Genomic DNA, 20,400 nt, shown 5'->3' on the forward strand with positions numbered 1-20,400 from the left:
CTTACCCCAGTAACGGTATTTTTGTGGTGGCGAGTTTAATGATGATGTACAGCACCACCAGCGCCAGCGGGAAAGCGATAAAACGCGCCTGCTGGCTGCGCGCCTGACGATAATCAAGCGCAATAAAACCCAAAACGATGTAGATGATAACGCCAAACAGTTTTTCAGTCAGCCATGAGCCCGACTCCGTGAATGGCAGGATGTGCGTTTTAACGATTAACCCAATACCGCTAAGCAGTAACAGGGTATCTATGACGGGAGGCACGATTCGTGTCCAGCGCGCGGCGGCCAACGCATGGCCGCAATAGCGCCACCAGTAACGAGCGACAAACAAACTGACGGAGAGCGCAACACAGATAAGATGAAGCGTGAGCAACATTGCAATTGTCATGGCGTAAAACGTCCGCAGGTCACGCGTTCATTACCACCATAATCACGACACGTTTCTACATCCGAGTAACCAGACCGCCTGAAAACCGCTCTTACCGCTTCGCCCTGCTGCCAACCGTGTTCCAGCAGCAGGAAGCCGCCGGGCGTTAACATCTGGCGGGCGTTATCGATAATATGCGTAAGATCCGCCATACCGTTTTCGTCCGCCACCAACGCCGAGCGCGGTTCAAAGCGTACATCGCCTTCGCTAAGGTGCGGGTCCTGCGCGTCAATGTAGGGCGGATTGCTGACAATCATGTCGAACTGCTGCCCCGATAGCGCGCTGAACCAACAACTTTGCAGTATACGCACATTCCGGATAGCCAAATGTTCCGCGTTGCGTATCGCCAGCGCAACCGCATCAGGCATACGATCGACCGCAGTCACCTCGCAATCCGGTCGCTCGCAGGCCAGCGCCAGCGCAATCGCGCCGGTTCCGGTGCCTAAATCCAGAATACGACAGGTTTTTACCGGCAATCGCGCCAACGCCTGTTCAACCAGACATTCGGTATCCGGGCGCGGGATTAGCGTGGCGGGAGAAACGAAGAGCGGCAGCGACCAGAATTCGCGTAAGCCCGTCAGGTACGCAATAGGTTCGCCCTGTTTACGCCGCTGCAGCAGGTCCGCGAGCTGTTGTTGCTGGACGTCGGTAAGCGGCGTTTCGCCAAAGGCCATGATATACGTCCGCCCCTTGCCCGTAACGTACTCTAGCAGGATCTCGGCGTCGCGCCGGGGGCTGTCGCTGTCCCGGAGCTGGTTTACCGCCTCATGCAGCCAGTGCTGAAAATCCATTATTCCTGCTCGGATAAGGCGGCTAACAGGTCAGCCTGGTGTTCCTGAACAATCGGCTCAATCAGCATATCCAGCTTACCTTCCATCGTTTCATCAAGGCGATATAACGTCAGATTAATACGATGATCGGTCACGCGCCCCTGCGGGAAATTATAGGTCCGGTTACGATCGCTGCGATCGCCGCTGCCAAGCAGGTTGCGGCGCGTTGACGCCTCGGCCTGCTGGCGTTTTGCCGTTTCGGCGGCGTGAATGCGCGCCCCGAGCACCGAGAGCGCTTTCGCTTTGTTTTTATGCTGCGAACGCTCGTCCTGGCATTCCACCACGATGCCGGTCGGCAAGTGGGTAATTCGGATAGCGGAGTCGGTGGTGTTAACGTGCTGACCGCCCGCGCCGGAAGAACGAAACGTATCAATGCGCAGATCCGCCGGGTTAATATCCGGCAGCTCGGCTTCCGGCAGCTCCGGCATCACGGCGACGGTACAGGCGGAGGTATGGATACGCCCCTGCGACTCGGTCGCCGGAACACGCTGTACGCGGTGTCCGCCGGACTCAAATTTCAGTCGGCCATACACGCCGTCGCCGCTGATTTTGGCGATGATCTCTTTATAACCGCCATGCTCGCCTTCGCTCATGCTCATGATCTCCACGCGCCAGCGGCGCGCTTCGGCATAACGACTGTACATGCGGAACAGATCGCCGGCAAACAGCGCGGCTTCGTCGCCGCCGGTGCCGGCGCGAACCTCAAGGAACGCGTTTCGTTCATCGTCCGGATCTTTCGGCAGCAGCAGTACCTGTAACTGTTGCTCCAGTTGTTCGCTTTTTTCTTTCGCTTCGCGCAGTTCTTCCTGCGCCATTTCTCGCATTTCAGGATCGTCGAGCATCATCTGAGCCGTCTCGATATCGTCCTGAACCTGTTGCCAGTCCGTAAAACAGCGAGAAACGTCGCTTAATTGCGCATATTCGCGCGACAATGCGCGAAAGCGGTCCTGGTCGGCGATAATTCCCGCATCGCCCAGCAACGCCTGAACTTCCTCATGGCGTTCGTGCAGGGCTTCCAGTTTGGCAACGATAGAAGGCTTCATAGGCGTAAATTCACCCTGTAAAAAAGTGTGGTGTGTGCTGCTACTCCAGCCCGAGGCTGTCGCGCAGAATATTCAGGCGTTCGTCATCCCCGTCACGGGCAGCCTGTTGAAGTGATTTCGTTGGCGCATGAATCAGGCGGTTGGTCAGTTTCCATGCCAGATCCTGCAAGATGGCTTGCGCATCACCGCCCTGTTGAAGGGCCGACAGCGCTTTGGTAGTCAGTTCGTCACGAATCTGCTCCGACTGACTACGGTATTCCCGAATGGTCTCGCTGGCCCCCTGGGCGCGTAGCCAGGCCATAAACTCGCTGGCTTCCTGCTCAACGATCGTTTCCGCTTCTACCGCCGCAGCCTGACGCTGCGCCAGATTATGCGAAATGATGCTCTGTAAATCATCGACGCTATAAAGATAAGCGTTCGCCAGTTTGCCGACTTCCGGTTCAACGTCGCGCGGTACGGCAATATCCACCAGCAGCATCGGCTGGTTGCGACGGCTTTTTAATGCGCGCTCCACCATGCCTTTACCGATAATCGGCAGCGGGCTGGCGGTCGAACTGATAATAATATCGGCATCCTGCAAACGGGCGTCGATATCGCTGAGCGAGATAACCTCAGCGCCTACCTCATCCGCCAGGGCTTGCGCGCGCTCGCGGGTTCGGTTGGCGATAATCATCTTTTGTACTTTATGCTCGCGCAGGTGACGCGCCACCAGTTCAATGGTTTCGCCCGCGCCAACTAACAGTACGGTGACCGTCGAGAGCGATTCAAAGATTTGGCGGGCGAGCGTACAGGCGGCAAACGCGACGGAGACGGCGCTAGCGCCGATATCGGTTTCAGTCCGCACTCGCTTAGCGACGGAAAAAGACTTCTGAAACATTCGCTCCAGCGCGCTGGCGTTAAGGTGGCCTTTTTGCGAATCCGCAAACGCTTTTTTCACCTGACCGAGGATTTGCGGTTCGCCCAGCACCAGTGAATCCAGACCGCTGGCGACGCGCATCAGGTGGCTGACGGCGTCATTATCCTGATGCCAGTACAGACTGTTGCGCAGATCGTCCTCGTTCAGGTTATGGTAATCGCATAACCAGCGGATCAGCGCTTCTTGCAGGTTATCCTGCTCTTCCACGCTCAGATACAGCTCTGTACGGTTACAGGTTGACAGCACGACCCCGCCCTGCACCATTGGCTGCGCAAGCAGGCTGTCCAGCGCCTGATCAAGCGTGTCCGGCGAAAACGTTACGCGTTCTCGCAGCGATACAGGTGCCGTTTTATGGTTAATACCGAGCGCTAAAAGGGTCATGTCTGCGGGAGTAGTACCAGCGTTGATATGGTTAGTCTGCTTGCATCATACAGGATGCGCGTGGTCAATAAAAGAGAGAGCCCCCTTTTGGAGTAATTGGCAGCGCTCGCTAATTTGATGATTTAAGACAACTTGAAAGTAGACGATGTCACCAGGCGGCGCTAGCATTAAAGGCTATAACTGTAACCGATAGCAAAAATTTGCCGAATCGCGGCGCGAACGTTTTTACAGCCTGCAGGTTCAGTTTTCAGGCCTGATAAGCGTAACGCCATCAGGCAATTATTGCACCGTATCACAAGGATTCGTCATCACTATGACCCTGCCCGATTTTCGCCTGATTCGTCTACTGCCGTTAGCAAGCCTGGTTCTCACCGCCTGTACGCTTCCTGGGCATAAAGGCCCGGGCAAGAGCCCGGATTCCCCTCAGTGGCGCCAGCATCAGCAAGAGGTGCGTCATCTGAATCAATACCAGACGCGCGGCGCCTTTGCTTACATCTCAGATGATCAGAAAGTCTATGCGCGTTTCTTCTGGCAACAGACCGGACAGGATCGCTATCGCCTGCTGCTCACCAATCCGCTGGGCAGCACCGAGCTGGAGCTTAACGCCCAGCCGGGCAACGTTCAGTTGGTGGATAACAAAGGCCAGCGTTATACCGCCGATGACGCCGAAGAGATGATCGGCAAACTCACCGGGATGCCGATTCCGTTAAACAGCCTGCGGCAGTGGATCCTCGGTCTGCCTGGCGATGCCACCGACTACAAACTGGACGACCAGTATCGCCTGAGCGAAGTGAACTATCGCCAGGATGGTAAAAACTGGAAAGTGGTTTACGGTGGCTATGACAGCAAAACGCAGCCTGCCATGCCTGCCAATATGGAGCTTTCAGACGGCAGTCAGCGCATTAAGCTGAAAATGGATAACTGGATTGTGAAATGATGACCCATTGGCCTTCTCCGGCAAAATTAAATCTGTTTTTATATATCACCGGACAGCGAGCAGACGGCTACCACACGCTGCAGACGCTGTTTCAGTTTCTGGATTATGGCGACACACTCCACATCGAACCGCGTCACGATGGCGAAATCCATTTATTAACGCCGGTTATCGGCGTTGAAAATGAAGACAATCTGATCGTCCGCGCCGCGCGGCTGTTGATGAAAATCGCCTCGGAGAGTGGACGCCTGCCCGCCGGAAGCGGCGCGGATATCAGCATTGAGAAGCGCCTTCCCATGGGCGGCGGTCTGGGTGGCGGCTCGTCTAACGCCGCGACCGTTCTGGTGGCGCTCAATCATCTTTGGCAATGCGGGCTTTCCATTGATGAACTGGCGACGCTCGGCCTGACGCTCGGCGCCGACGTCCCGGTCTTTGTTCGTGGCCACGCCGCGTTTGCCGAAGGCGTAGGCGAAATATTAACGCCGGTGAATCCGCCGGAAAAATGGTATCTGGTCGCGCACCCTGGCGTAAGCATTCCGACGCCGGTTATCTTTAAAGATCCTCAATTGCCGCGTAATACGCCAAAAAGGTCAATAGATACGTTACTAAAATGTGAATTCAGCAATGATTGCGAGGTTATCGCAAGAAAACGTTTTCGCGAGGTTGATGCGGCGCTTTCCTGGCTGTTAGAATACGCGCCGTCGCGCCTGACTGGGACAGGGGCCTGTGTCTTTGCTGAATTCGATACAGAGTCTTGTGCTCGCCAGGTGCTTGAGCAAGCCCCGGAATGGCTCAATGCTTTTGTGGCGAAGGGTGTCAACCTCTCCCCATTGCATCGAGAGTTACTCTAACGCATTCGGGTTTCAGGAAGATGGCGAAATGACGAATCGCCGGTCATATATGCCGTATTTGACCGGTGTGAGGCATCGATACCAGCGCACATGAAACGTGAATGAAGACGAGTAAGCCGGGCAAGCTGAGCTTCGGTGACAACGTCACCTTGTTCCAGACGTTGCATCGCGCTCTTTAATACACCGCCTGGATAGGATTTTGCCTGGCCCGCACAGTTTTCGGCAGATTCTTTCCACCAATGGACGCATGCCTGAGGTTCTTCTCGTGCCTGATATGAAGCTTTTTGCTGGTAACGCCACCCCGGAACTAGCACAACGTATTGCCAACCGCCTGTACACTTCTCTCGGCGACGCCGCCGTAGGTCGCTTTAGCGACGGCGAAGTCAGCGTACAAATCAACGAAAATGTACGCGGTGGTGATATTTTCATCATCCAGTCCACTTGTGCCCCAACCAACGACAACCTGATGGAATTGGTCGTTATGGTTGATGCCCTGCGTCGTGCTTCCGCAGGTCGTATCACCGCCGTTATCCCCTACTTTGGCTATGCACGTCAGGACCGTCGCGTACGTTCCGCCCGTGTGCCGATTACCGCAAAAGTTGTCGCTGACTTCCTGTCCAGCGTCGGCGTTGACCGCGTTCTCACCGTAGATCTGCATGCTGAACAGATCCAGGGCTTCTTTGACGTTCCGGTTGATAACGTGTTCGGTAGCCCAATCCTGCTCGAAGATATGCTGCAACTGAATCTGGATAACCCGATCGTGGTTTCCCCGGATATTGGCGGCGTGGTTCGTGCCCGCGCTATCGCTAAGCTGCTGAACGATACCGATATGGCTATCATTGATAAACGTCGTCCGCGCGCGAACGTTTCTCAGGTGATGCACATCATCGGCGACGTCGCTGGCCGTGACTGCGTGCTGGTTGATGATATGATCGATACCGGCGGTACTCTGTGCAAAGCAGCAGAAGCATTGAAAGAACGTGGCGCTAAACGCGTGTTTGCCTACGCGACGCACCCGATCTTCTCAGGCAATGCGGCAAACAACCTGCGCAACTCCGTCATTGATGAAGTCGTTGTCTGCGACACCATTCCGCTGACCGACGAAATCAAAGCGCTGCCGAACGTGCGTACCTTGACCCTGTCAGGTATGCTGGCCGAAGCGATTCGCCGTATCAGCAACGAAGAATCGATTTCCGCCATGTTCGAGCATTGATCGAACCCGGATCTGAAACCCGCTGCGGCGGGTTTTTTTGTCTGTAACACCCTTTTGTATGACTTATGCCTCCTTCACCTGCCATTTAGTTGACAGATGATGCGCTCATGGATGAAACATTATTGTGAACAAATTATTTTCCTCACATGTGATGCCTTTCCGCGCTCTCATCGATGCTTGCTGGAAAGAAAAATATACCGCCTCCCGGTTCACCCGTGATGTGATAGCCGGGATCACCGTCGGGATTATTGCTATCCCGCTGGCGATGGCGCTGGCAATTGGCAGTGGCGTTGCGCCGCAGTATGGCCTCTATACCTCCGCTGTCGCCGGGATCGTGATCGCGCTAACCGGCGGCTCGCGCTTTAGCGTTTCCGGCCCTACCGCCGCGTTTGTGGTGATTTTGTATCCGGTATCGCAACAGTTTGGTCTGGCGGGCCTACTGGTCGCCACGCTGATGTCGGGCTTCTTCCTGATCCTTTTCGGCCTGGCGAGACTGGGGCGATTGATTGAATATATCCCGGTGTCGGTCACGTTAGGTTTTACCTCAGGGATTGGCATTACCATCGGTACCATGCAGATTAAAGATTTTCTTGGTCTGCAGATGGCCCATGTGCCAGAGCACTATTTGCAGAAAGTCGGCGCGCTGTTTATGGCGTTGCCCACCGTCAATATTGGCGATGCCGCCATTGGCGTGGTAACGCTGGGAACGTTGATTTTCTGGCCGCGTCTCGGTATTCGTCTGCCAGGACATCTTCCCGCACTACTGGCCGGTTGCGCCGTGATGGGGATCGTTAATCTGCTGGGCGGCAATGTGGCGACTATCGGCTCACAGTTCCATTATGTTCTGGCTGACGGCACTCAGGGCAACGGCATCCCGCAGCTCCTGCCGCAACTGATGCTGCCGTGGAGTCTTCCTGGCTCCGATTTCACGCTAAGCTGGGATTCACTGCGCGCGCTGCTGCCAGCGGCCTTCTCGATGGCAATGCTGGGGGCAATCGAATCATTGCTCTGCGCCGTCGTGCTGGACGGCATGACCGGCACCAAACATAAAGCTAACAGCGAACTTATCGGCCAGGGGCTGGGGAATATGGTCGCGCCGTTCTTTGGCGGCATCACCGCCACCGCCGCGATTGCCCGCTCTGCCGCCAACGTCCGCGCTGGCGCGACCTCTCCCGTCTCAGCGGTAATTCACGCTATCCTGGTTATTCTGGCGCTACTGGTCTTAGCCCCGCTACTCTCCTGGCTGCCGCTTTCCGCGATGGCGGCGCTACTGCTGATGGTGGCATGGAATATGAGTGAAGCCCATAAAGTGGTGGATCTGTTACGCCATGCGCCGAAAGACGACATCATCGTTATGCTGCTGTGCATGTCATTAACGGTTCTGTTTGATATGGTCATCGCCATCAGCGTGGGGATTGTCCTTGCTTCCCTGCTGTTTATGCGCCGTATTGCGCGAATGACTCGACTTGCGCCGGTCAATGTTGATGTGCCTGAAGATGTGCTGGTGCTGCGTGTTATCGGTCCGCTCTTTTTCGCCGCGGCGGAAGGGCTGTTTACCGACCTTGAGTCACGTATTAAGGGCAAACGTATCGTCGTTCTGAAATGGGACGCAGTACCAGTGCTGGATGCAGGCGGGCTTGATGCTTTTCAGCGTTTTGTGAAGCGTCTGCCGGAGGGTTGCGAATTGCGTATCAGTAATCTGGAGTTCCAACCGCTGCGCACAATGGCGCGTGCCGGTATCAAACCTATTCCTGGGCGTCTGACCTTCTTCCCGAACAGGACGGAGGCGTTAGCGGATTTACTCAGTTAATGGACAATGCCCGGTGGCGATAACGCTTACCGGGCCTGAACCGGTTAGCTATGACGACGATTGTCGTTACGGCGGCAACGTTTGTCATAGTGACGTACCCACCAATATTTGTCGCTCACCTGCTCATGCCCCCCTACACGAGCCCCTGCCAGCCAAAGAACTGCCCCGACAAAAATACTCAGTATTGCGCCATGCGCAAAAAATTGCGGCAAATTAAACTGCGGCAGTTGGTTTAAAATAGAGTAACCCACGCCGACAACCATCACGACCAGCCCCAACCCCATCAGCACGTTACCGAATAACGAAGCGTTTTTGCGTTTCATATGTCACCTCCGGAACTTTTGGGTTGTTTTTAGGAAATCCCCCTAAACTTTATGTGTAAAGTATAGACAACACTTCCGTTTGTAAGTGCGGCTGTGATCACAAATGTAAAGTTTCATTTAACAAAACTTTACAAATAACACACTGAACAGTTTACATTTTTAATAATCAATGCTGGCAATTATTTAATTTACTTCAGAGTGTCGCTGTGTTTTGTCAAGCGGGCAGACAGACAGTAAACTACGCGCCAGTTATGGATCTACTCAGGACAAAAAACGTGGCAATTAAATTGATTGTTGGTCTGGCGAATCCCGGTGCGGAATATGCCGCGACGCGACACAATGCAGGCGCATGGTACGTCGATTTACTGGCGGAGCGCCTGCGCGCGCCGTTGCGTGAAGAGCCTAAATTCTTTGGCTATACCTCACGCATCACGCTGGAAGGGGAAGATGTTCGCCTGCTGGTACCCACCACGTTCATGAACCTCAGTGGTAAAGCAGTTGGCGCAATGGCCAGTTTTTACCGTATTCAGCCGGACGAAATTTTGGTCGCTCACGACGAGCTGGATCTCCCTCCGGGCGTGGCGAAATTTAAACTTGGCGGCGGCCACGGCGGCCACAATGGTCTGAAAGACATCATCAGCAAGCTGGGCAATAATCCCAACTTTCACCGCTTACGCGTTGGAATTGGTCATCCAGGCGATAAAAATAAAGTTGTTGGTTTCGTGCTGGGTAAACCCCCTGTTTCTGAACAAAAATTAATTGATGAGGCCATTGACGAAGCGGCACGCTGTACGGAATTGTGGTTCAAAGAGGGTCTGGCCAAAGCAACAAGCCGTTTGCATACCTTTAAGGCGCAATAACCAGTGATGTGCGGCATTTTTGCCGCACGCCGTGTATAATAGGCGAAGTTATTTCCATTTCTGCAATCTGTTTTCTATAACAGGTTGATTATTAAGATATTAAGGTGAGTTAAATCATGGGATTCAAATGCGGTATCGTCGGTCTGCCCAACGTCGGGAAATCCACCCTGTTCAACGCGCTGACAAAAGCCGGTATTGAAGCGGCAAACTTTCCGTTCTGCACTATCGAACCGAATACCGGTGTCGTGCCGATGCCCGATCCGCGTCTGGACCAGTTGGCTGAGATTGTTAAACCGCAACGCATTCTACCAACCACGATGGAGTTCGTGGATATCGCCGGTCTGGTAAAAGGCGCATCCAAAGGCGAAGGGTTGGGTAACCAGTTCCTGACCAATATCCGTGAAACCGAAGCTATCGGTCACGTGGTTCGCTGCTTTGAGAACGACAATATCATCCACGTGGCGGGTAAAGTAAATCCGGCAGAAGATATTGATGTTATCAATACCGAACTGGCGCTGGCTGACCTCGATACCTGCGAGCGCGCGATCCATCGCGTACAGAAGAAAGCCAAAGGCGGCGATAAAGACGCCAAAGCGGAACTGGCCGCGCTGGAAAAATGCCTGCCGCACCTGGCCGAAGCGGGGATGCTGCGTTCGCTGGACCTGACGGACGAAGATAAAGCGGCTATCCGTTATTTAAGCTTCCTGACGCTGAAGCCGACAATGTATATCGCTAACGTCAATGAAGACGGTTTTGAAAATAACCCGTATCTGGACCAGGTTCGCGAGATCGCCGCGAAAGAAGGTTCGGTCGTGGTTCCGGTGTGTGCCGCCGTCGAAGCTGATATTGCTGAGCTGGATGATGACGAGCGCGACGAATTTATGGCTGAACTGGGTCTGGAAGAGCCGGGGCTGAACCGCGTTATTCGCGCAGGTTATCGCCTGCTGAACCTCCAGACCTATTTCACCGCCGGGGTGAAAGAAGTTCGCGCATGGACCATTCCGGTTGGCGCAACCGCGCCGCAGGCAGCAGGTAAAATCCATACCGACTTCGAAAAAGGCTTTATCCGCGCCCAAACTATCGCCTTTGACGACTTTATTACCTATAAAGGTGAGCAAGGCGCGAAAGAAGCCGGTAAAATGCGAGCGGAAGGCAAAGATTACATCGTTAAAGATGGCGATATAATGAACTTCCTGTTCAACGTCTAAATAACATTTGTTGTCTCATGAGGTTTTGCTGAATCTCATGACAGCGGTAAACCCTATAAAATCCACGCCATTGCGTGGATTTTTCATTTCACAATGTCTCAACTCATCTCGTAACAATGCTGTCAAAAATGAGTACAACATTCTTCCATCTTCATTTTAAGTAAATACAAGAACGGTATAATAAATAAACAAGGCCCCGTTATGCTCACCGATACGCAATGCCGCACTGCCAGGGCCATAGTGTGAATGTTGTTTCGTCTAAGGTTTTGACTCTATACCAGCGAAAAGCTTTTTAGAAAGGTATAGATACCGTATGGCCTGTTTGGGTTAACTCATATCACAGTATCGTACATAGCGTCAGATCTTGTTCAGGTGTTCCCCCCTACACTCACCACCGAGGATCTTAGGCCAACTTCATGAACTACAAAATTATAATTATTTTGCAATTCTGAAACTAATTATAATTTGCGATTGCACTGCCATTAATTTAATACGCATAATGAATGAATAAAAAATCATTAAAATCGTAGACTGTAATACTCCAGAATCGCGTGAAGGAATTCATATTAAAATATTGAGATGATTTTTTAACAAAGAATCAACCCTGTTTGCTCTGTGACTATAGAGAAATACCGAAAGTTTTATTTTAGATCAAATCCAACCGGCTGGACGCACCATCATCAATTTTAGATTGACATTCATTAATAATAGTAGAATAGTGACCATAGAAATTTCGGTAGATATACAGGATGATGCCGTGGATAGTTTTATTTCTAATTTAATCATTTTATTATTTATTGCCTTTTTGATAACGTTTTTTATATTCACACAAAGAATAAAAGCTAAAGCAATAGATAAAATTGACAATAGTTTGACGCTTTACAGCATTATCTTTAACAAGGGCGTTCAGGACCATGTCACATCTCCTCAGAATATCATATCACATTTAAAAATCGATCGTTTTTACCCGTTGGTCACTTACCTCCCTGCAATCCCACTCTTTTTTCTTGTTTTATATTGCCAGGAAGGCTTGTCATTAGCAATATTAACAATTTCCATCATAGCATTACTTTCATTTGCTGCATTGAGTCTTACAATGTCACTTGATATATATGAAAATGCTATTGTTCATAATACTTTGCTAAGGAAAAGAGTCTTTTTATTTAGCCAACTTGACTCTATTGATGAAAAAATAGACTATGACGGTGTTCCAAACACAAAAGAAGAAGCGCTAATGTATCCAAGATATTATGCCATAGTAAAAAATGGGCGAGTCATCTTTTGCATACCGAAAACACTTAGCAATTACTCCAGTTTCAAAAAAAATTTCAATCAATCGTCTATTTTTATAAAAGAAATAATAGGCAACGAATATTAACCAGATAATTAACTCATTATTTATCAGGAAGGTATAAAATGTTTCAGAATTCAGGCGAAGTGATTATGTACTTCGGTTGTTTTTTATTTTCCTTACCATTTATCCTTGTTTTAATTAGAAAAGTACTTTTTTTTGTGGGGCTACCATATAATTTCCTTCATAGCCACAAAGCAGGTGTCTCTTTTGGATTGCTACTTATATATGGACTTATCATCGCATACATAGGGCAGTCGTATAAAGACAGGATCTGCAATGATGTGATGCTTTCTTATTATGAACAAGGTATAAATTATTCTGAGCTAACGCCATCGCAGAGGATAAATATATTATATGCGAGTATTCATATGCCTATAGATTTCAAAAAAGGTAACGACGTCTCTAAGTACTTACCTGCGTTAGAAAAATACACATACCAATCAAAAATATATAAACATAAATCAATAGAAAAGGCCAAAGAAGAGACAAATCAATTTATGAAAACATTTACACAATAATTATACATACTGCATACCAAGCCACAAGTGCGGTAAACACATCGACCTTTGGTGTACATTAACACTAAGAGCCTATCCCACCAGGCGTTATTGGCGCAGCCAGTTTGGACACGGACAGCGCGCAAAAACCGGAGCGTACACGTAGTACGTGAAGTTTGACTCGCTACGCTCGCCCTTCGGGCCGCCGCTAGCGGCGTTCAAAACGCTAACGCGTTTTGGCGAGCACTGCCCAGGTCCAAAATGGCAAGTAAAATAGCCCTAATGGGATAGGCTCTAAGCGTCAATCCCTCTTACACAGTTATAGCAGCGCACCAGGTACAATGCATTGATACTTAAAGACTGGTGTAGAAATTCATAATTGGAAACATCGAAGATTCAGAGTTTTCGTCAGAGATCGGGCCAGAGTCAATCTGGCCGGGATCTCAAAAATGCATGGAGCTAAAACGAGTCTATTTACAAGTTCTTTTCCTAATTACCAGTCGACATTCACTGTATGGTTATAAAAAGGATGCTGATCCTTTAGCGGCGTCTCATAACTTGGGATCGCATCATAATCATCTTTTCCCCGAACGGAATACCTTCCCGCTTCGATATCAAAACGATGTTTGAGCCATCCCGCAACATGACTTGCGAAAGCCTCTTTTCTTCTTAATGGCCAATCGACAGAAGCCAAATTAACATCTAATAAGTACCGCCCTTCTTTATTAACCTTGATCATTCCAGCCTGCAGTAACGCCCGTACCACCTGGGATTGGTTATCATGAATCCAGACCCAGGCATTTCCAAATTCCATTGCATAGCTATCATTTAAAAAATCTTTTTTTGAAAATAATTCACTTACATAATCATTGATAGAGTCAGCATAATTTTTTACTTTAGATGCAGATAAATCAAAAAAAGATTCAAATTCGAAAGTATTGTCATTAATACAGGACAGTAACGCACCCGGTTCCGAGAGCTGGGTCCATGATTGTAAACTCTCTACAGCTATAATGAATTTGAAAGTATTTCTTCCAATGACACCCCGGTCAATTAAAGTTAAAATATCGTGAGCTACGGTAGGGATATCTTCTGCAAACGGGACGATTATCCCCGCACCACTTATTTCGCTTGATCTAAAATCAAATCCTGGGGTACTTTCAATGTTTTCCGGAATACCATACTCTTTAATATGATTAAGGAAATTATTAATATCGCCACGATATGGCCATCGCCATTCACGTTCATGTGTCCAGTCAATCTTACCTGGAACATAAGTAACATATCTATATTGTTCAATCAAAGGAAGAGCCGTTTCATCAAGAATACGTTCCCCGTTTCTGCCTTGCGAGCATCGAGCATTGTTATGCTGATCTAACCCATATATTACTGGCCTTGCCCCATAATTAAACATTTGCTCTTTAGGTAAAACGATTGCATATAAACCGATTTTTTCATTTCGTTCTAATCGGCGAACACCAGTCTCTAAATAAGCTGCAATCGGCATATCTGTAAAGCATACCACCGGGGAGTCACCATATACGGTTCGTTGCCCATTTCGGTATGACCAGGACGAGAAAATTTTATGACTGCGTAAAGATAATCGAAGTAAATATTTAGCATCAATGAAACATGCGTGGTGCTGATTATTAAAACCACAGTGCTCAGGCAAATAAATATGGCTACCGGTCTCTAGATTAACGTCCCGAAAAAAATGAATCAAATAATCGGATAAGTCAAATCTGATGTTATTTTTCATGGGACGCCCTCTTTCAAACAGTCTCTTTTTTGCATTCCTTTAAAACCAGCACCACTATTTTATATAAAAATCATCACGAAGTATGCTTCTTTTAACGATGACATCAAACCCTCCCTCCCTTTGCATCAACTTACGTATCCCTGAAATAGCGAGACCAGGCTAAATCTACCCGAAGTGGCTCGCTAAAAACCTCATCCTGGAACAAGCTCAACCGCCCTTCCCCGCCACGGCCCTTTCGCCGAAAAACCGATAATGGGTATAAATATACCGCTATAAGCCATACCCACACACTTCACATTGTTTCTTATCGTTAATCCGATACGCTTTTTTCACATTATTTCTGGCGGTATACGCCGGTGCAAAGTGAATCGGGCTCGTTTCCGCGCTCGCGCGTAACACAATGATTTACCTTGCTGGCGGAACGTCAACGGACCCGCAAAAGCGCCTTATGCCCCTGGCGGAGCGTGGTGCAAAAAGGAGAAAAAATACGCGTTATGAATAACGAGGAGACCTTTTATCAAGCCATGCGTCGTAAGGGAGTGACCCGACGCAGCTTTCTCAAATTCTGTAGCCTTGCCGCCACATCGCTGGGACTGGGCGCCGGAATGACGCCAAAGATCGCCTGGGCGCTGGAGAATAAACCGCGGATTCCGGTGGTCTGGATTCATGGACTGGAATGCACCTGCTGTACCGAATCCTTTATCCGTTCCTCGCACCCGCTAGCCAAAGATGTGATCCTCTCGCTGATTTCCCTCGATTATGACGACACCCTGATGGCCGCCGCCGGCGCACAGGCCGAAGAAGTCTTTGACGATATTACCACTCGCTACGCCGGGAAATACATTCTGGCGGTGGAAGGCAATCCGCCGCTAGGAGAGCAAGGAATGTTCTGTATCAGCGGCGGCCGCCCGTTTATTGAAAAACTGAAGAAAGCCGCCGCGGGCGCCAGCGCTATTATCGCCTGGGGAAACTGCGCCTCCTGGGGTTGCGTCCAGGCCGCCCGCCCCAATCCGACCCAGGCAACGCCTATCGATAAAGTGATCACCGACAAGCCGATCGTGAAAGTCCCTGGATGTCCACCAATCCCGGATGTCATGAGCGCCATTATCACCTATATGGTGACGTTTGATCGTCTGCCGGAACTCGATCGCATGGGCCGTCCACTGATGTTCTACGGTCAGCGTATCCACGATAAATGCTACCGTCGCGCCCATTTTGACGCCGGTGAATTTGTCGAGAGCTGGGATGATGACGCCGCCCGCAAGGGATACTGTCTGTACAAGATGGGCTGTAAAGGGCCAACCACCTATAACGCCTGTTCCTCCACTCGCTGGAATGACGGCGTCTCCTTTCCTATCCAGTCCGGTCACGGATGTCTGGGATGTTCAGAAAATGGTTTCTGGGATCGCGGCTCGTTTTATAGCCGCGTGGTGGATATTCCCCAGATGGGTACCCATTCAACCGCCGATACGGTGGGGCTGACCGCGCTGGGCGTGGTCGCGGCGGGCGTTGGCGGTCACGCTGTCGCCAGCGCGCTCAACCAACGTAAACGCCACAAACAACAGTTAGCGCAAGCCGAACAACAGCCGGACAATGAGGATAAACAGGCATGAGTAACCAGTATCAAACCCAGGGTTATACCGTTAACGACGCCGGCCGTCGTCTGATCGTGGACCCGATTACCCGCATCGAAGGGCATATGCGCTGCGAAGTGAACATTGATGAGCAAAACGTCATTACCAATGCCGTTTCCTGCGGCACAATGTTCCGCGGGCTGGAGATCATTCTGCAAGGCCGTGACCCGCGTGACGCCTGGGCGTTTGTTGAACGTATTTGTGGTGTCTGTACCGGGGTACATGCTCTGGCGTCGGTGTACGCTATCGAAGATGCGATTGGTATCCAGGTACCGGATAACGCCAATATTATACGTAACATCATGCTGGCTACGTTGTGGTGCCACGATCATCTGGTCCATTTTTATCAGTTAGCCGGTATGGACTGGATTGATGTTCTGAATGCGCTGAAAGCCGATCCGCGCGCCACCTCGCAGTTGGCGCAAAGCCTTTCCGCCTGGCCGATGTCATCGCCGGGCTACTTCTTTGACGTACAAAATCGATTAAAGAAATTTGTCGATGGCGGCCAGCTTGGGATATTCCGTAACGGCTATTGGGGACATCCACAGTACAAAATGTCGCCAGAGGCTAATCTGATGGGGTTTGCCCACTATCTTGAAGCCCTCGACTTCCAGCGCGAGATCGTCAAAATCCATACCATATTTGGCGGTAAGAACCCCCATCCTAACTGGATCGTCGGCGGAATGCCGTGCGCGATCAATCTCGATCAAAGCGGCGCGGTTGGGGCTATCAATATGGAGCGCCTCAACCTGGTGCAGTCGATCATCACCCGCACCGCCGACTTCATTAACAACGTGATGGTTCCGGACGCGCTGGCTATCGGCCAGTTCAATAAAGCATGGAGTCAAATTGGCACCGGTCTGTCGGATAAATGCGTGCTGAGCTACGGCGCATTTCCGGACATTGCCAACGACTTCAGCCAGCAAAGCCTGTTAATGCCGGGCGGCGCGGTGGTCAATGGCGACTTTAAAAATGTCATGCCGGTAGATTTGGCCGATCCGCAGCAGATACAGGAGTTTGTGGATCACGCCTGGTACCGCTATCCGGACGATCGGCTGGGTCGTCATCCTTTTGACGGCATTACCGATCCCTGGTACAACCCGGGTGATGTCAAAGGCAGCGATACGCATATCCAGCAGCTCAACGAGCAGGAACGTTACTCCTGGATTAAAGCGCCGCGCTGGCGGGGTCATGCCATGGAAGTCGGCCCGCTTGCCCGAACGCTTATCGCGTACCACAAAGGGGACGCCGCCACCATAGAGTCGGTAGATCGCATGATGTCCGCCCTTAAACTGCCGCTCTCCGGTATCCAGTCTACGCTTGGCCGTATTTTATGCCGCGCGCACGAAGCGCAATGGGCCGTCGGTAAGCTGCAGTATTTTTTCGACAGGCTTATGACCAACCTGAAAAACGGCGACCTGGCCACCGCCAATACCGAGAAATGGGAACCGGCCAGTTGGCCGCAGCACTGCCGCGGCATCGGTTTTACCGAAGCGCCTCGCGGAGCGTTGGGACACTGGGCGTCAATACGCGATCAGAAGATTGAACTCTATCAGTGCGTGGTTCCCACCACCTGGAACGCCAGCCCGCGCGATCCTAAAAAACAGATCGGCGCCTATGAAGCGGCATTGATGGGAACGCAAATGGCGATTCCCGACCAACCGTTAGAAATCCTGAGGACGCTGCACAGCTTCGACCCCTGCCTCGCCTGCTCAACCCACGTGCTCGGCGACGACGGCAGCGAACTGATTGCCGTCCAGGTACGCTAAGCGTTAAGGAAAAGAACGATGACTGGAAAGCTATCTCCACGCGTCGGGGAGGCGCGTGATACTGCCGTCAGCCACTATGTGTTTGAAGCGCCGGTACGCCTGTGGCACTGGCTAACGGTGGCCTGCATGTTGGTACTGATGGTAACAGGCTACTTCATTGGCCGACCGCTGCCGTCGGTGAGTGGCGAGGCGACCTATCTGTTTTATATGGGCTATATCCGGCTGATCCACTTTGCCGCCGCGATGATCTTTACCGTGTTACTGCTGGGGCGAATTTATTGGGCCTGTGTCGGCAACCGCTATTCACGAGAGCTGTTTATCGTCCCGGTCTGGCGTCGTAGTTGGTGGCAAGGCGCTTTCACCGTGGTCCGCTGGTATCTTTTTCTGGAGAAAAAACCGGGGAGCGACATCGGACATAACCCTGTCGCGCAGGCCGCGATGTTCGGCTATTTCCTGTTGTCGGTATTTATGATCCTCACCGGTTTCGCTCTGTTTGGCGAGCATAGCCAGTACGCCATCTTTGCGCCGTTCCGCTATGTGGTTGAATTTTTCTACTGGACCGGCGGCAACTCCATCGATATTCACAGCTGGCACCGACTGGGCATGTGGCTGATCGCCGCCTTCATCGTCGGGCACGTTTACCTCGCTATCCGGGAAGACATTATGTCCGACGATACGGTGATCTCCACCATGATCAATGGCTATCGCAGCCACAAATTCCCCAAACCGCACGACAAGGAGCCCTCATGAATGCGCAACGCGTAGTGGTGATGGGGTTAGGAAACCTGCTGTGGGCCGATGAAGGATTCGGTATCCGGGTCGCGGAGCGTTTGTATGCCCGATATCACTGGCCTGAAGAGGTAGAAATTGTGGACGGCGGTACGCAAGGGCTAAACCTGTTAGGTTATGTTGAGCAAGCCAGCCATCTCCTGCTCCTTGACGCGATCGATTATGGCCTGGCGCCGGGCAGCCTGCGAACCTATGCCGGCGAGAAAATCCCCGCGTATCTCAGCGCCAAAAAAATGAGCCTGCATCAAAACAGTTTTTCCGAAGTTCTGGCGCTGGCCGACATCCGCGGGCATCTGCCCTGTCACATTGCGCTGGTCGGCCTGCAACCGGCGCTACTGGACGACTACGGCGGTAGCCTGAGCGAAATAGCTCGCAGCCAGCTACCGGCGGCAGAACAGGCCGCCCTGGCGCAACTGGCCGCCTGGGGGATCGTGCCGCAGGCAAATGAGGTCGCACGCTGCCTGAACTATAAATGCCTGTCGATGGAAAATTATGAGGGAGTGCGCATACGTCAGTATCAGACACGTCTGGAGGGCAAAAGAAGTGGCGAATGACACCCCGTTCTCTGCGCTATGGCAACGCCTGTTAACCCGTGGATGGCAACCGGTAGAGGCTTCTACGGTAGACGACTGGATCAAACTGGTTGGAGATGGCGTCATCCTGTTAAGTAGCGATCCGCGGCGTACGCCGGAAGTCAGCGATAACCCGGTGATGATTGCCGAACTCCTGCGTGAGTTCCCGCAGTTTGACTGGCAGGTGGCGGTGGCCGACCTTGAACAAAGCGAAGCTATCGGCGATCGCTTTAATGTACGTCGGTTTCCGGCGACGTTGGTTTTTACAGACGGCGAGCTACGCGGCGCGCTCAGCGGCATTCATCCCTGGGCTGAACTGCTCACGCTGATGCGTTCGATGGTTGACACTCCCGCAGCGCAGGAGACAGTACAATGAGCAACGCCTTTTTTCATCTGCTGGGGCCAGGTACGCAGCCTGATGACGCCAGTTTCTCGATGAATCCCCTACCGCTCACCTGTCAGGTCAATGGCGACCCAAGTATGGCGGCGCTGGAGCGCTGCGCTCACAGCCCGGCGGTGATGGCATTGTTGACCGATCTGCGAGGTCAGCTTGCCCGGCGCATTCCGGAAGTCGGCGACGTGCTGGGATGGGAGTTATCTCCCCTGAATGCCGATGATCTCTCATTCCTCAATACGCTATTGGGCGAAGGCGAAGTCTCGGTACGCATTCAGCATCCGGACGGGAGTGAAAGCGAGATCCAGGAGACCATCTTCTGCGGCCTGTGGCGGGTACGCCATCTGCATAACCGACGTCTGCTGACGGATCGTCTGGAAGCGGGTAGCGCGCCCCTGACATTGTGGCAAGCGGCGATTGCCGATACGTTGCCTGACGACTCTCTGCTGCCTCCGCCTGTCGCTGGTCTGATGAATGGACTGCCGCTGGCCCATGAGTTATTGGCGCACGTACGCGATCCGGCGTTGCAACCTCACAGCATCAATTTGACCCAACTGCCGCTCAGCGAGGCCGATCGCCTTTTTCTGGCGCGTTTATGCGGACACGGGAACATCCAGATTCGCATCTCCGGGTATGGCGAAAGCCAAATCAACGCCACAGCATTGCGCCATCTCTGGCATGTGCGCTGTCTGGACGCCCTTAAAGGGCCATTGCTCGATAGCTATGAGATTTGTCTTTTGCCGGAGCTGGTACTGGCGGCCCCGGAAGATCTGGCCGATTCGCGCCAGCGCCTGGATGAAGTCTGCCGATGGCTGGAGACGCGCTAACGCTCT

General features: G+C 51.8%; 20 protein-coding genes. 14 read left to right on the forward strand and 6 right to left on the reverse strand.

Annotation, left to right across the window (positions count from 1 at the left end; translation table 11 throughout):
• Position 1: 1 nt before the first annotated feature.
• Genes sirB2 through hemA form a run of 4 tightly spaced genes read right to left on the reverse strand, consistent with a single transcriptional unit; the run spans position 2 to position 3,600 of the window.
• On the reverse strand, positions 2-391 hold the full coding sequence (sirB2, locus tag ACLJRS_RS04930; RefSeq protein ID WP_000150667.1) for an invasion regulator SirB2: 390 nt from the start codon (positions 389-391) through the stop codon (positions 2-4).
• Positions 388-1,221 carry a peptide chain release factor N(5)-glutamine methyltransferase gene (prmC, locus tag ACLJRS_RS04935; RefSeq protein WP_000347310.1) on the reverse strand — a complete coding sequence of 278 codons (834 nt, stop codon included), beginning with the start codon at positions 1,219-1,221 and terminating at the stop codon, positions 388-390. Before prmC ends, sirB2 begins: the two co-directional genes overlap by 4 nt.
• The gene (gene prfA, locus ACLJRS_RS04940) at positions 1,221-2,303 is read right to left on the reverse strand and encodes a peptide chain release factor 1 (RefSeq protein WP_000804703.1); all 1,083 of its coding nucleotides are present in this window, start codon (positions 2,301-2,303) and stop codon (positions 1,221-1,223) included. The genes prmC and prfA overlap by 1 nt, the downstream gene beginning before the upstream one ends.
• A gap of 40 nt (positions 2,304-2,343) precedes the next feature.
• Positions 2,344-3,600, reverse strand: a complete 1,257-nt coding sequence (hemA, locus tag ACLJRS_RS04945; protein ID WP_000173208.1) for a glutamyl-tRNA reductase — start codon at positions 3,598-3,600, stop codon at positions 2,344-2,346.
• 313 nt (positions 3,601-3,913) lie between these two features.
• On the opposite strand from hemA, the gene lolB reads away from it, so the two are divergent.
• The 4 genes from lolB (at position 3,914) to dauA (ending at position 8,408) form a co-directional block, all read left to right on the forward strand.
• Positions 3,914-4,537 carry a lipoprotein insertase outer membrane protein LolB gene (gene lolB / locus ACLJRS_RS04950; protein WP_000174484.1) on the forward strand — a complete coding sequence of 208 codons (624 nt, stop codon included), beginning with the start codon at positions 3,914-3,916 and terminating at the stop codon, positions 4,535-4,537.
• Positions 4,534-5,385: a 4-(cytidine 5'-diphospho)-2-C-methyl-D-erythritol kinase gene (gene ispE, locus ACLJRS_RS04955; RefSeq protein ID WP_410957757.1), complete on the forward strand. Its 852-nt coding sequence runs from the start codon at positions 4,534-4,536 to the stop codon at positions 5,383-5,385. The genes lolB and ispE overlap by 4 nt, the downstream gene beginning before the upstream one ends.
• Before the next feature lie 265 nt (positions 5,386-5,650).
• Positions 5,651-6,598 (forward strand): ribose-phosphate diphosphokinase, encoded by a 948-nt coding sequence (gene prs / locus ACLJRS_RS04960; RefSeq protein WP_001518537.1) that lies wholly within the window; start codon positions 5,651-5,653, stop codon positions 6,596-6,598.
• A gap of 124 nt (positions 6,599-6,722) precedes the next feature.
• Positions 6,723-8,408 carry a C4-dicarboxylic acid transporter DauA gene (gene dauA / locus ACLJRS_RS04965; protein ID WP_001037188.1) on the forward strand — a complete coding sequence of 562 codons (1,686 nt, stop codon included), beginning with the start codon at positions 6,723-6,725 and terminating at the stop codon, positions 8,406-8,408.
• A gap of 44 nt (positions 8,409-8,452) precedes the next feature.
• Here dauA and ychH read toward each other — a convergent pair whose 3' ends face one another.
• Positions 8,453-8,731, reverse strand: a complete 279-nt coding sequence (gene ychH / locus ACLJRS_RS04970; RefSeq protein ID WP_000823878.1) for a stress-induced protein YchH — start codon at positions 8,729-8,731, stop codon at positions 8,453-8,455.
• A gap of 275 nt (positions 8,732-9,006) precedes the next feature.
• Here ychH and pth point away from each other — a divergent pair, with 275 nt between their 5' ends.
• The 4 genes from pth to ACLJRS_RS04990 all read left to right on the forward strand — a co-directional run bounded on the left by pth (position 9,007) and on the right by ACLJRS_RS04990 (position 12,671).
• Complete coding sequence (gene pth, locus ACLJRS_RS04975) at positions 9,007-9,591, forward strand: aminoacyl-tRNA hydrolase (protein ID WP_000985595.1); 585 nt, start codon at positions 9,007-9,009, stop codon at positions 9,589-9,591.
• Between the two features lie 116 nt (positions 9,592-9,707).
• Positions 9,708-10,799, forward strand: a complete 1,092-nt coding sequence (ychF, locus tag ACLJRS_RS04980; RefSeq protein ID WP_000505850.1) for a redox-regulated ATPase YchF — start codon at positions 9,708-9,710, stop codon at positions 10,797-10,799.
• A gap of 757 nt (positions 10,800-11,556) precedes the next feature.
• Positions 11,557-12,177 carry a hypothetical protein gene (locus ACLJRS_RS04985; protein ID WP_000376819.1) on the forward strand — a complete coding sequence of 207 codons (621 nt, stop codon included), beginning with the start codon at positions 11,557-11,559 and terminating at the stop codon, positions 12,175-12,177.
• 38 nt (positions 12,178-12,215) lie between these two features.
• Positions 12,216-12,671: a hypothetical protein gene (locus ACLJRS_RS04990; protein ID WP_000487335.1), complete on the forward strand. Its 456-nt coding sequence runs from the start codon at positions 12,216-12,218 to the stop codon at positions 12,669-12,671.
• 472 nt (positions 12,672-13,143) lie between these two features.
• Here ACLJRS_RS04990 and ACLJRS_RS04995 read toward each other — a convergent pair whose 3' ends face one another.
• The gene (locus ACLJRS_RS04995; RefSeq protein ID WP_000794387.1) at positions 13,144-14,409 is read right to left on the reverse strand and encodes a DUF4427 domain-containing protein; all 1,266 of its coding nucleotides are present in this window, start codon (positions 14,407-14,409) and stop codon (positions 13,144-13,146) included.
• 494 nt (positions 14,410-14,903) lie between these two features.
• Between ACLJRS_RS04995 and hyaA the strand changes: the two genes are divergently transcribed.
• From hyaA to ACLJRS_RS05025, 6 genes are read left to right on the forward strand one after another with little or no spacing between them, the layout of a single operon-like run.
• Positions 14,904-16,022, forward strand: a complete 1,119-nt coding sequence (gene hyaA / locus ACLJRS_RS05000) for a hydrogenase 1 small subunit (protein ID WP_001058312.1) — start codon at positions 14,904-14,906, stop codon at positions 16,020-16,022.
• Positions 16,019-17,812 carry a Ni/Fe-hydrogenase large subunit gene (hyaB, locus tag ACLJRS_RS05005; RefSeq protein ID WP_000070988.1) on the forward strand — a complete coding sequence of 598 codons (1,794 nt, stop codon included), beginning with the start codon at positions 16,019-16,021 and terminating at the stop codon, positions 17,810-17,812. Before hyaA ends, hyaB begins: the two co-directional genes overlap by 4 nt.
• 18 nt (positions 17,813-17,830) lie before the next feature.
• Entirely contained in the window at positions 17,831-18,562 is a 732-nt protein-coding gene (gene hyaC, locus ACLJRS_RS05010; protein ID WP_000147036.1) for a Ni/Fe-hydrogenase b-type cytochrome subunit, read from the forward strand.
• Positions 18,559-19,155, forward strand: a complete 597-nt coding sequence (hyaD, locus tag ACLJRS_RS05015; RefSeq protein ID WP_000993803.1) for a hydrogenase 1 maturation protease — start codon at positions 18,559-18,561, stop codon at positions 19,153-19,155. Before hyaC ends, hyaD begins: the two co-directional genes overlap by 4 nt.
• Positions 19,145-19,549 carry a hydrogenase-1 operon protein HyaE gene (hyaE, locus tag ACLJRS_RS05020; protein WP_001262571.1) on the forward strand — a complete coding sequence of 135 codons (405 nt, stop codon included), beginning with the start codon at positions 19,145-19,147 and terminating at the stop codon, positions 19,547-19,549. Before hyaD ends, hyaE begins: the two co-directional genes overlap by 11 nt.
• Positions 19,546-20,394 carry a hydrogenase expression/formation protein gene (locus ACLJRS_RS05025; RefSeq protein WP_000063374.1) on the forward strand — a complete coding sequence of 283 codons (849 nt, stop codon included), beginning with the start codon at positions 19,546-19,548 and terminating at the stop codon, positions 20,392-20,394. The genes hyaE and ACLJRS_RS05025 overlap by 4 nt, the downstream gene beginning before the upstream one ends.
• Positions 20,395-20,400 lie beyond the last annotated feature (6 nt).

Source organism: Salmonella sp. SAL00670 (assembly GCF_046552235.1).
GTDB classification, from domain to species: Bacteria; Pseudomonadota; Gammaproteobacteria; order Enterobacterales; family Enterobacteriaceae; genus Salmonella; species Salmonella enterica.

What these genes read in the sequence shown, in the direction of transcription:
- sirB2 (WP_000150667.1), bottom strand. Translation starts at nt 391, where the DNA reads ATGACAATTGCAATGTTGCTCACGCTTCATCTTATCTGTGTTGCGCTC.
- prmC (WP_000347310.1), bottom strand. Translation starts at nt 1,221, where the DNA reads ATGGATTTTCAGCACTGGCTGCATGAGGCGGTAAACCAGCTCCGGGAC.
- prfA (WP_000804703.1), bottom strand. Translation starts at nt 2,303, where the DNA reads ATGAAGCCTTCTATCGTTGCCAAACTGGAAGCCCTGCACGAACGCCAT.
- hemA (WP_000173208.1), bottom strand. Translation starts at nt 3,600, where the DNA reads ATGACCCTTTTAGCGCTCGGTATTAACCATAAAACGGCACCTGTATCG.
- lolB (WP_000174484.1), top strand. Translation starts at nt 3,914, where the DNA reads ATGACCCTGCCCGATTTTCGCCTGATTCGTCTACTGCCGTTAGCAAGC.
- ispE (WP_410957757.1), top strand. Translation starts at nt 4,534, where the DNA reads ATGATGACCCATTGGCCTTCTCCGGCAAAATTAAATCTGTTTTTATAT.
- ychH (WP_000823878.1), bottom strand. Translation starts at nt 8,731, where the DNA reads ATGAAACGCAAAAACGCTTCGTTATTCGGTAACGTGCTGATGGGGTTG.
- ychF (WP_000505850.1), top strand. Translation starts at nt 9,708, where the DNA reads ATGGGATTCAAATGCGGTATCGTCGGTCTGCCCAACGTCGGGAAATCC.
- ACLJRS_RS04990 (WP_000487335.1), top strand. Translation starts at nt 12,216, where the DNA reads ATGTTTCAGAATTCAGGCGAAGTGATTATGTACTTCGGTTGTTTTTTA.
- ACLJRS_RS04995 (WP_000794387.1), bottom strand. Translation starts at nt 14,409, where the DNA reads ATGAAAAATAACATCAGATTTGACTTATCCGATTATTTGATTCATTTT.
- hyaA (WP_001058312.1), top strand. Translation starts at nt 14,904, where the DNA reads ATGAATAACGAGGAGACCTTTTATCAAGCCATGCGTCGTAAGGGAGTG.
- hyaB (WP_000070988.1), top strand. Translation starts at nt 16,019, where the DNA reads ATGAGTAACCAGTATCAAACCCAGGGTTATACCGTTAACGACGCCGGC.
- hyaC (WP_000147036.1), top strand. Translation starts at nt 17,831, where the DNA reads ATGACTGGAAAGCTATCTCCACGCGTCGGGGAGGCGCGTGATACTGCC.
- hyaD (WP_000993803.1), top strand. Translation starts at nt 18,559, where the DNA reads ATGAATGCGCAACGCGTAGTGGTGATGGGGTTAGGAAACCTGCTGTGG.
- ACLJRS_RS05025 (WP_000063374.1), top strand. Translation starts at nt 19,546, where the DNA reads ATGAGCAACGCCTTTTTTCATCTGCTGGGGCCAGGTACGCAGCCTGAT.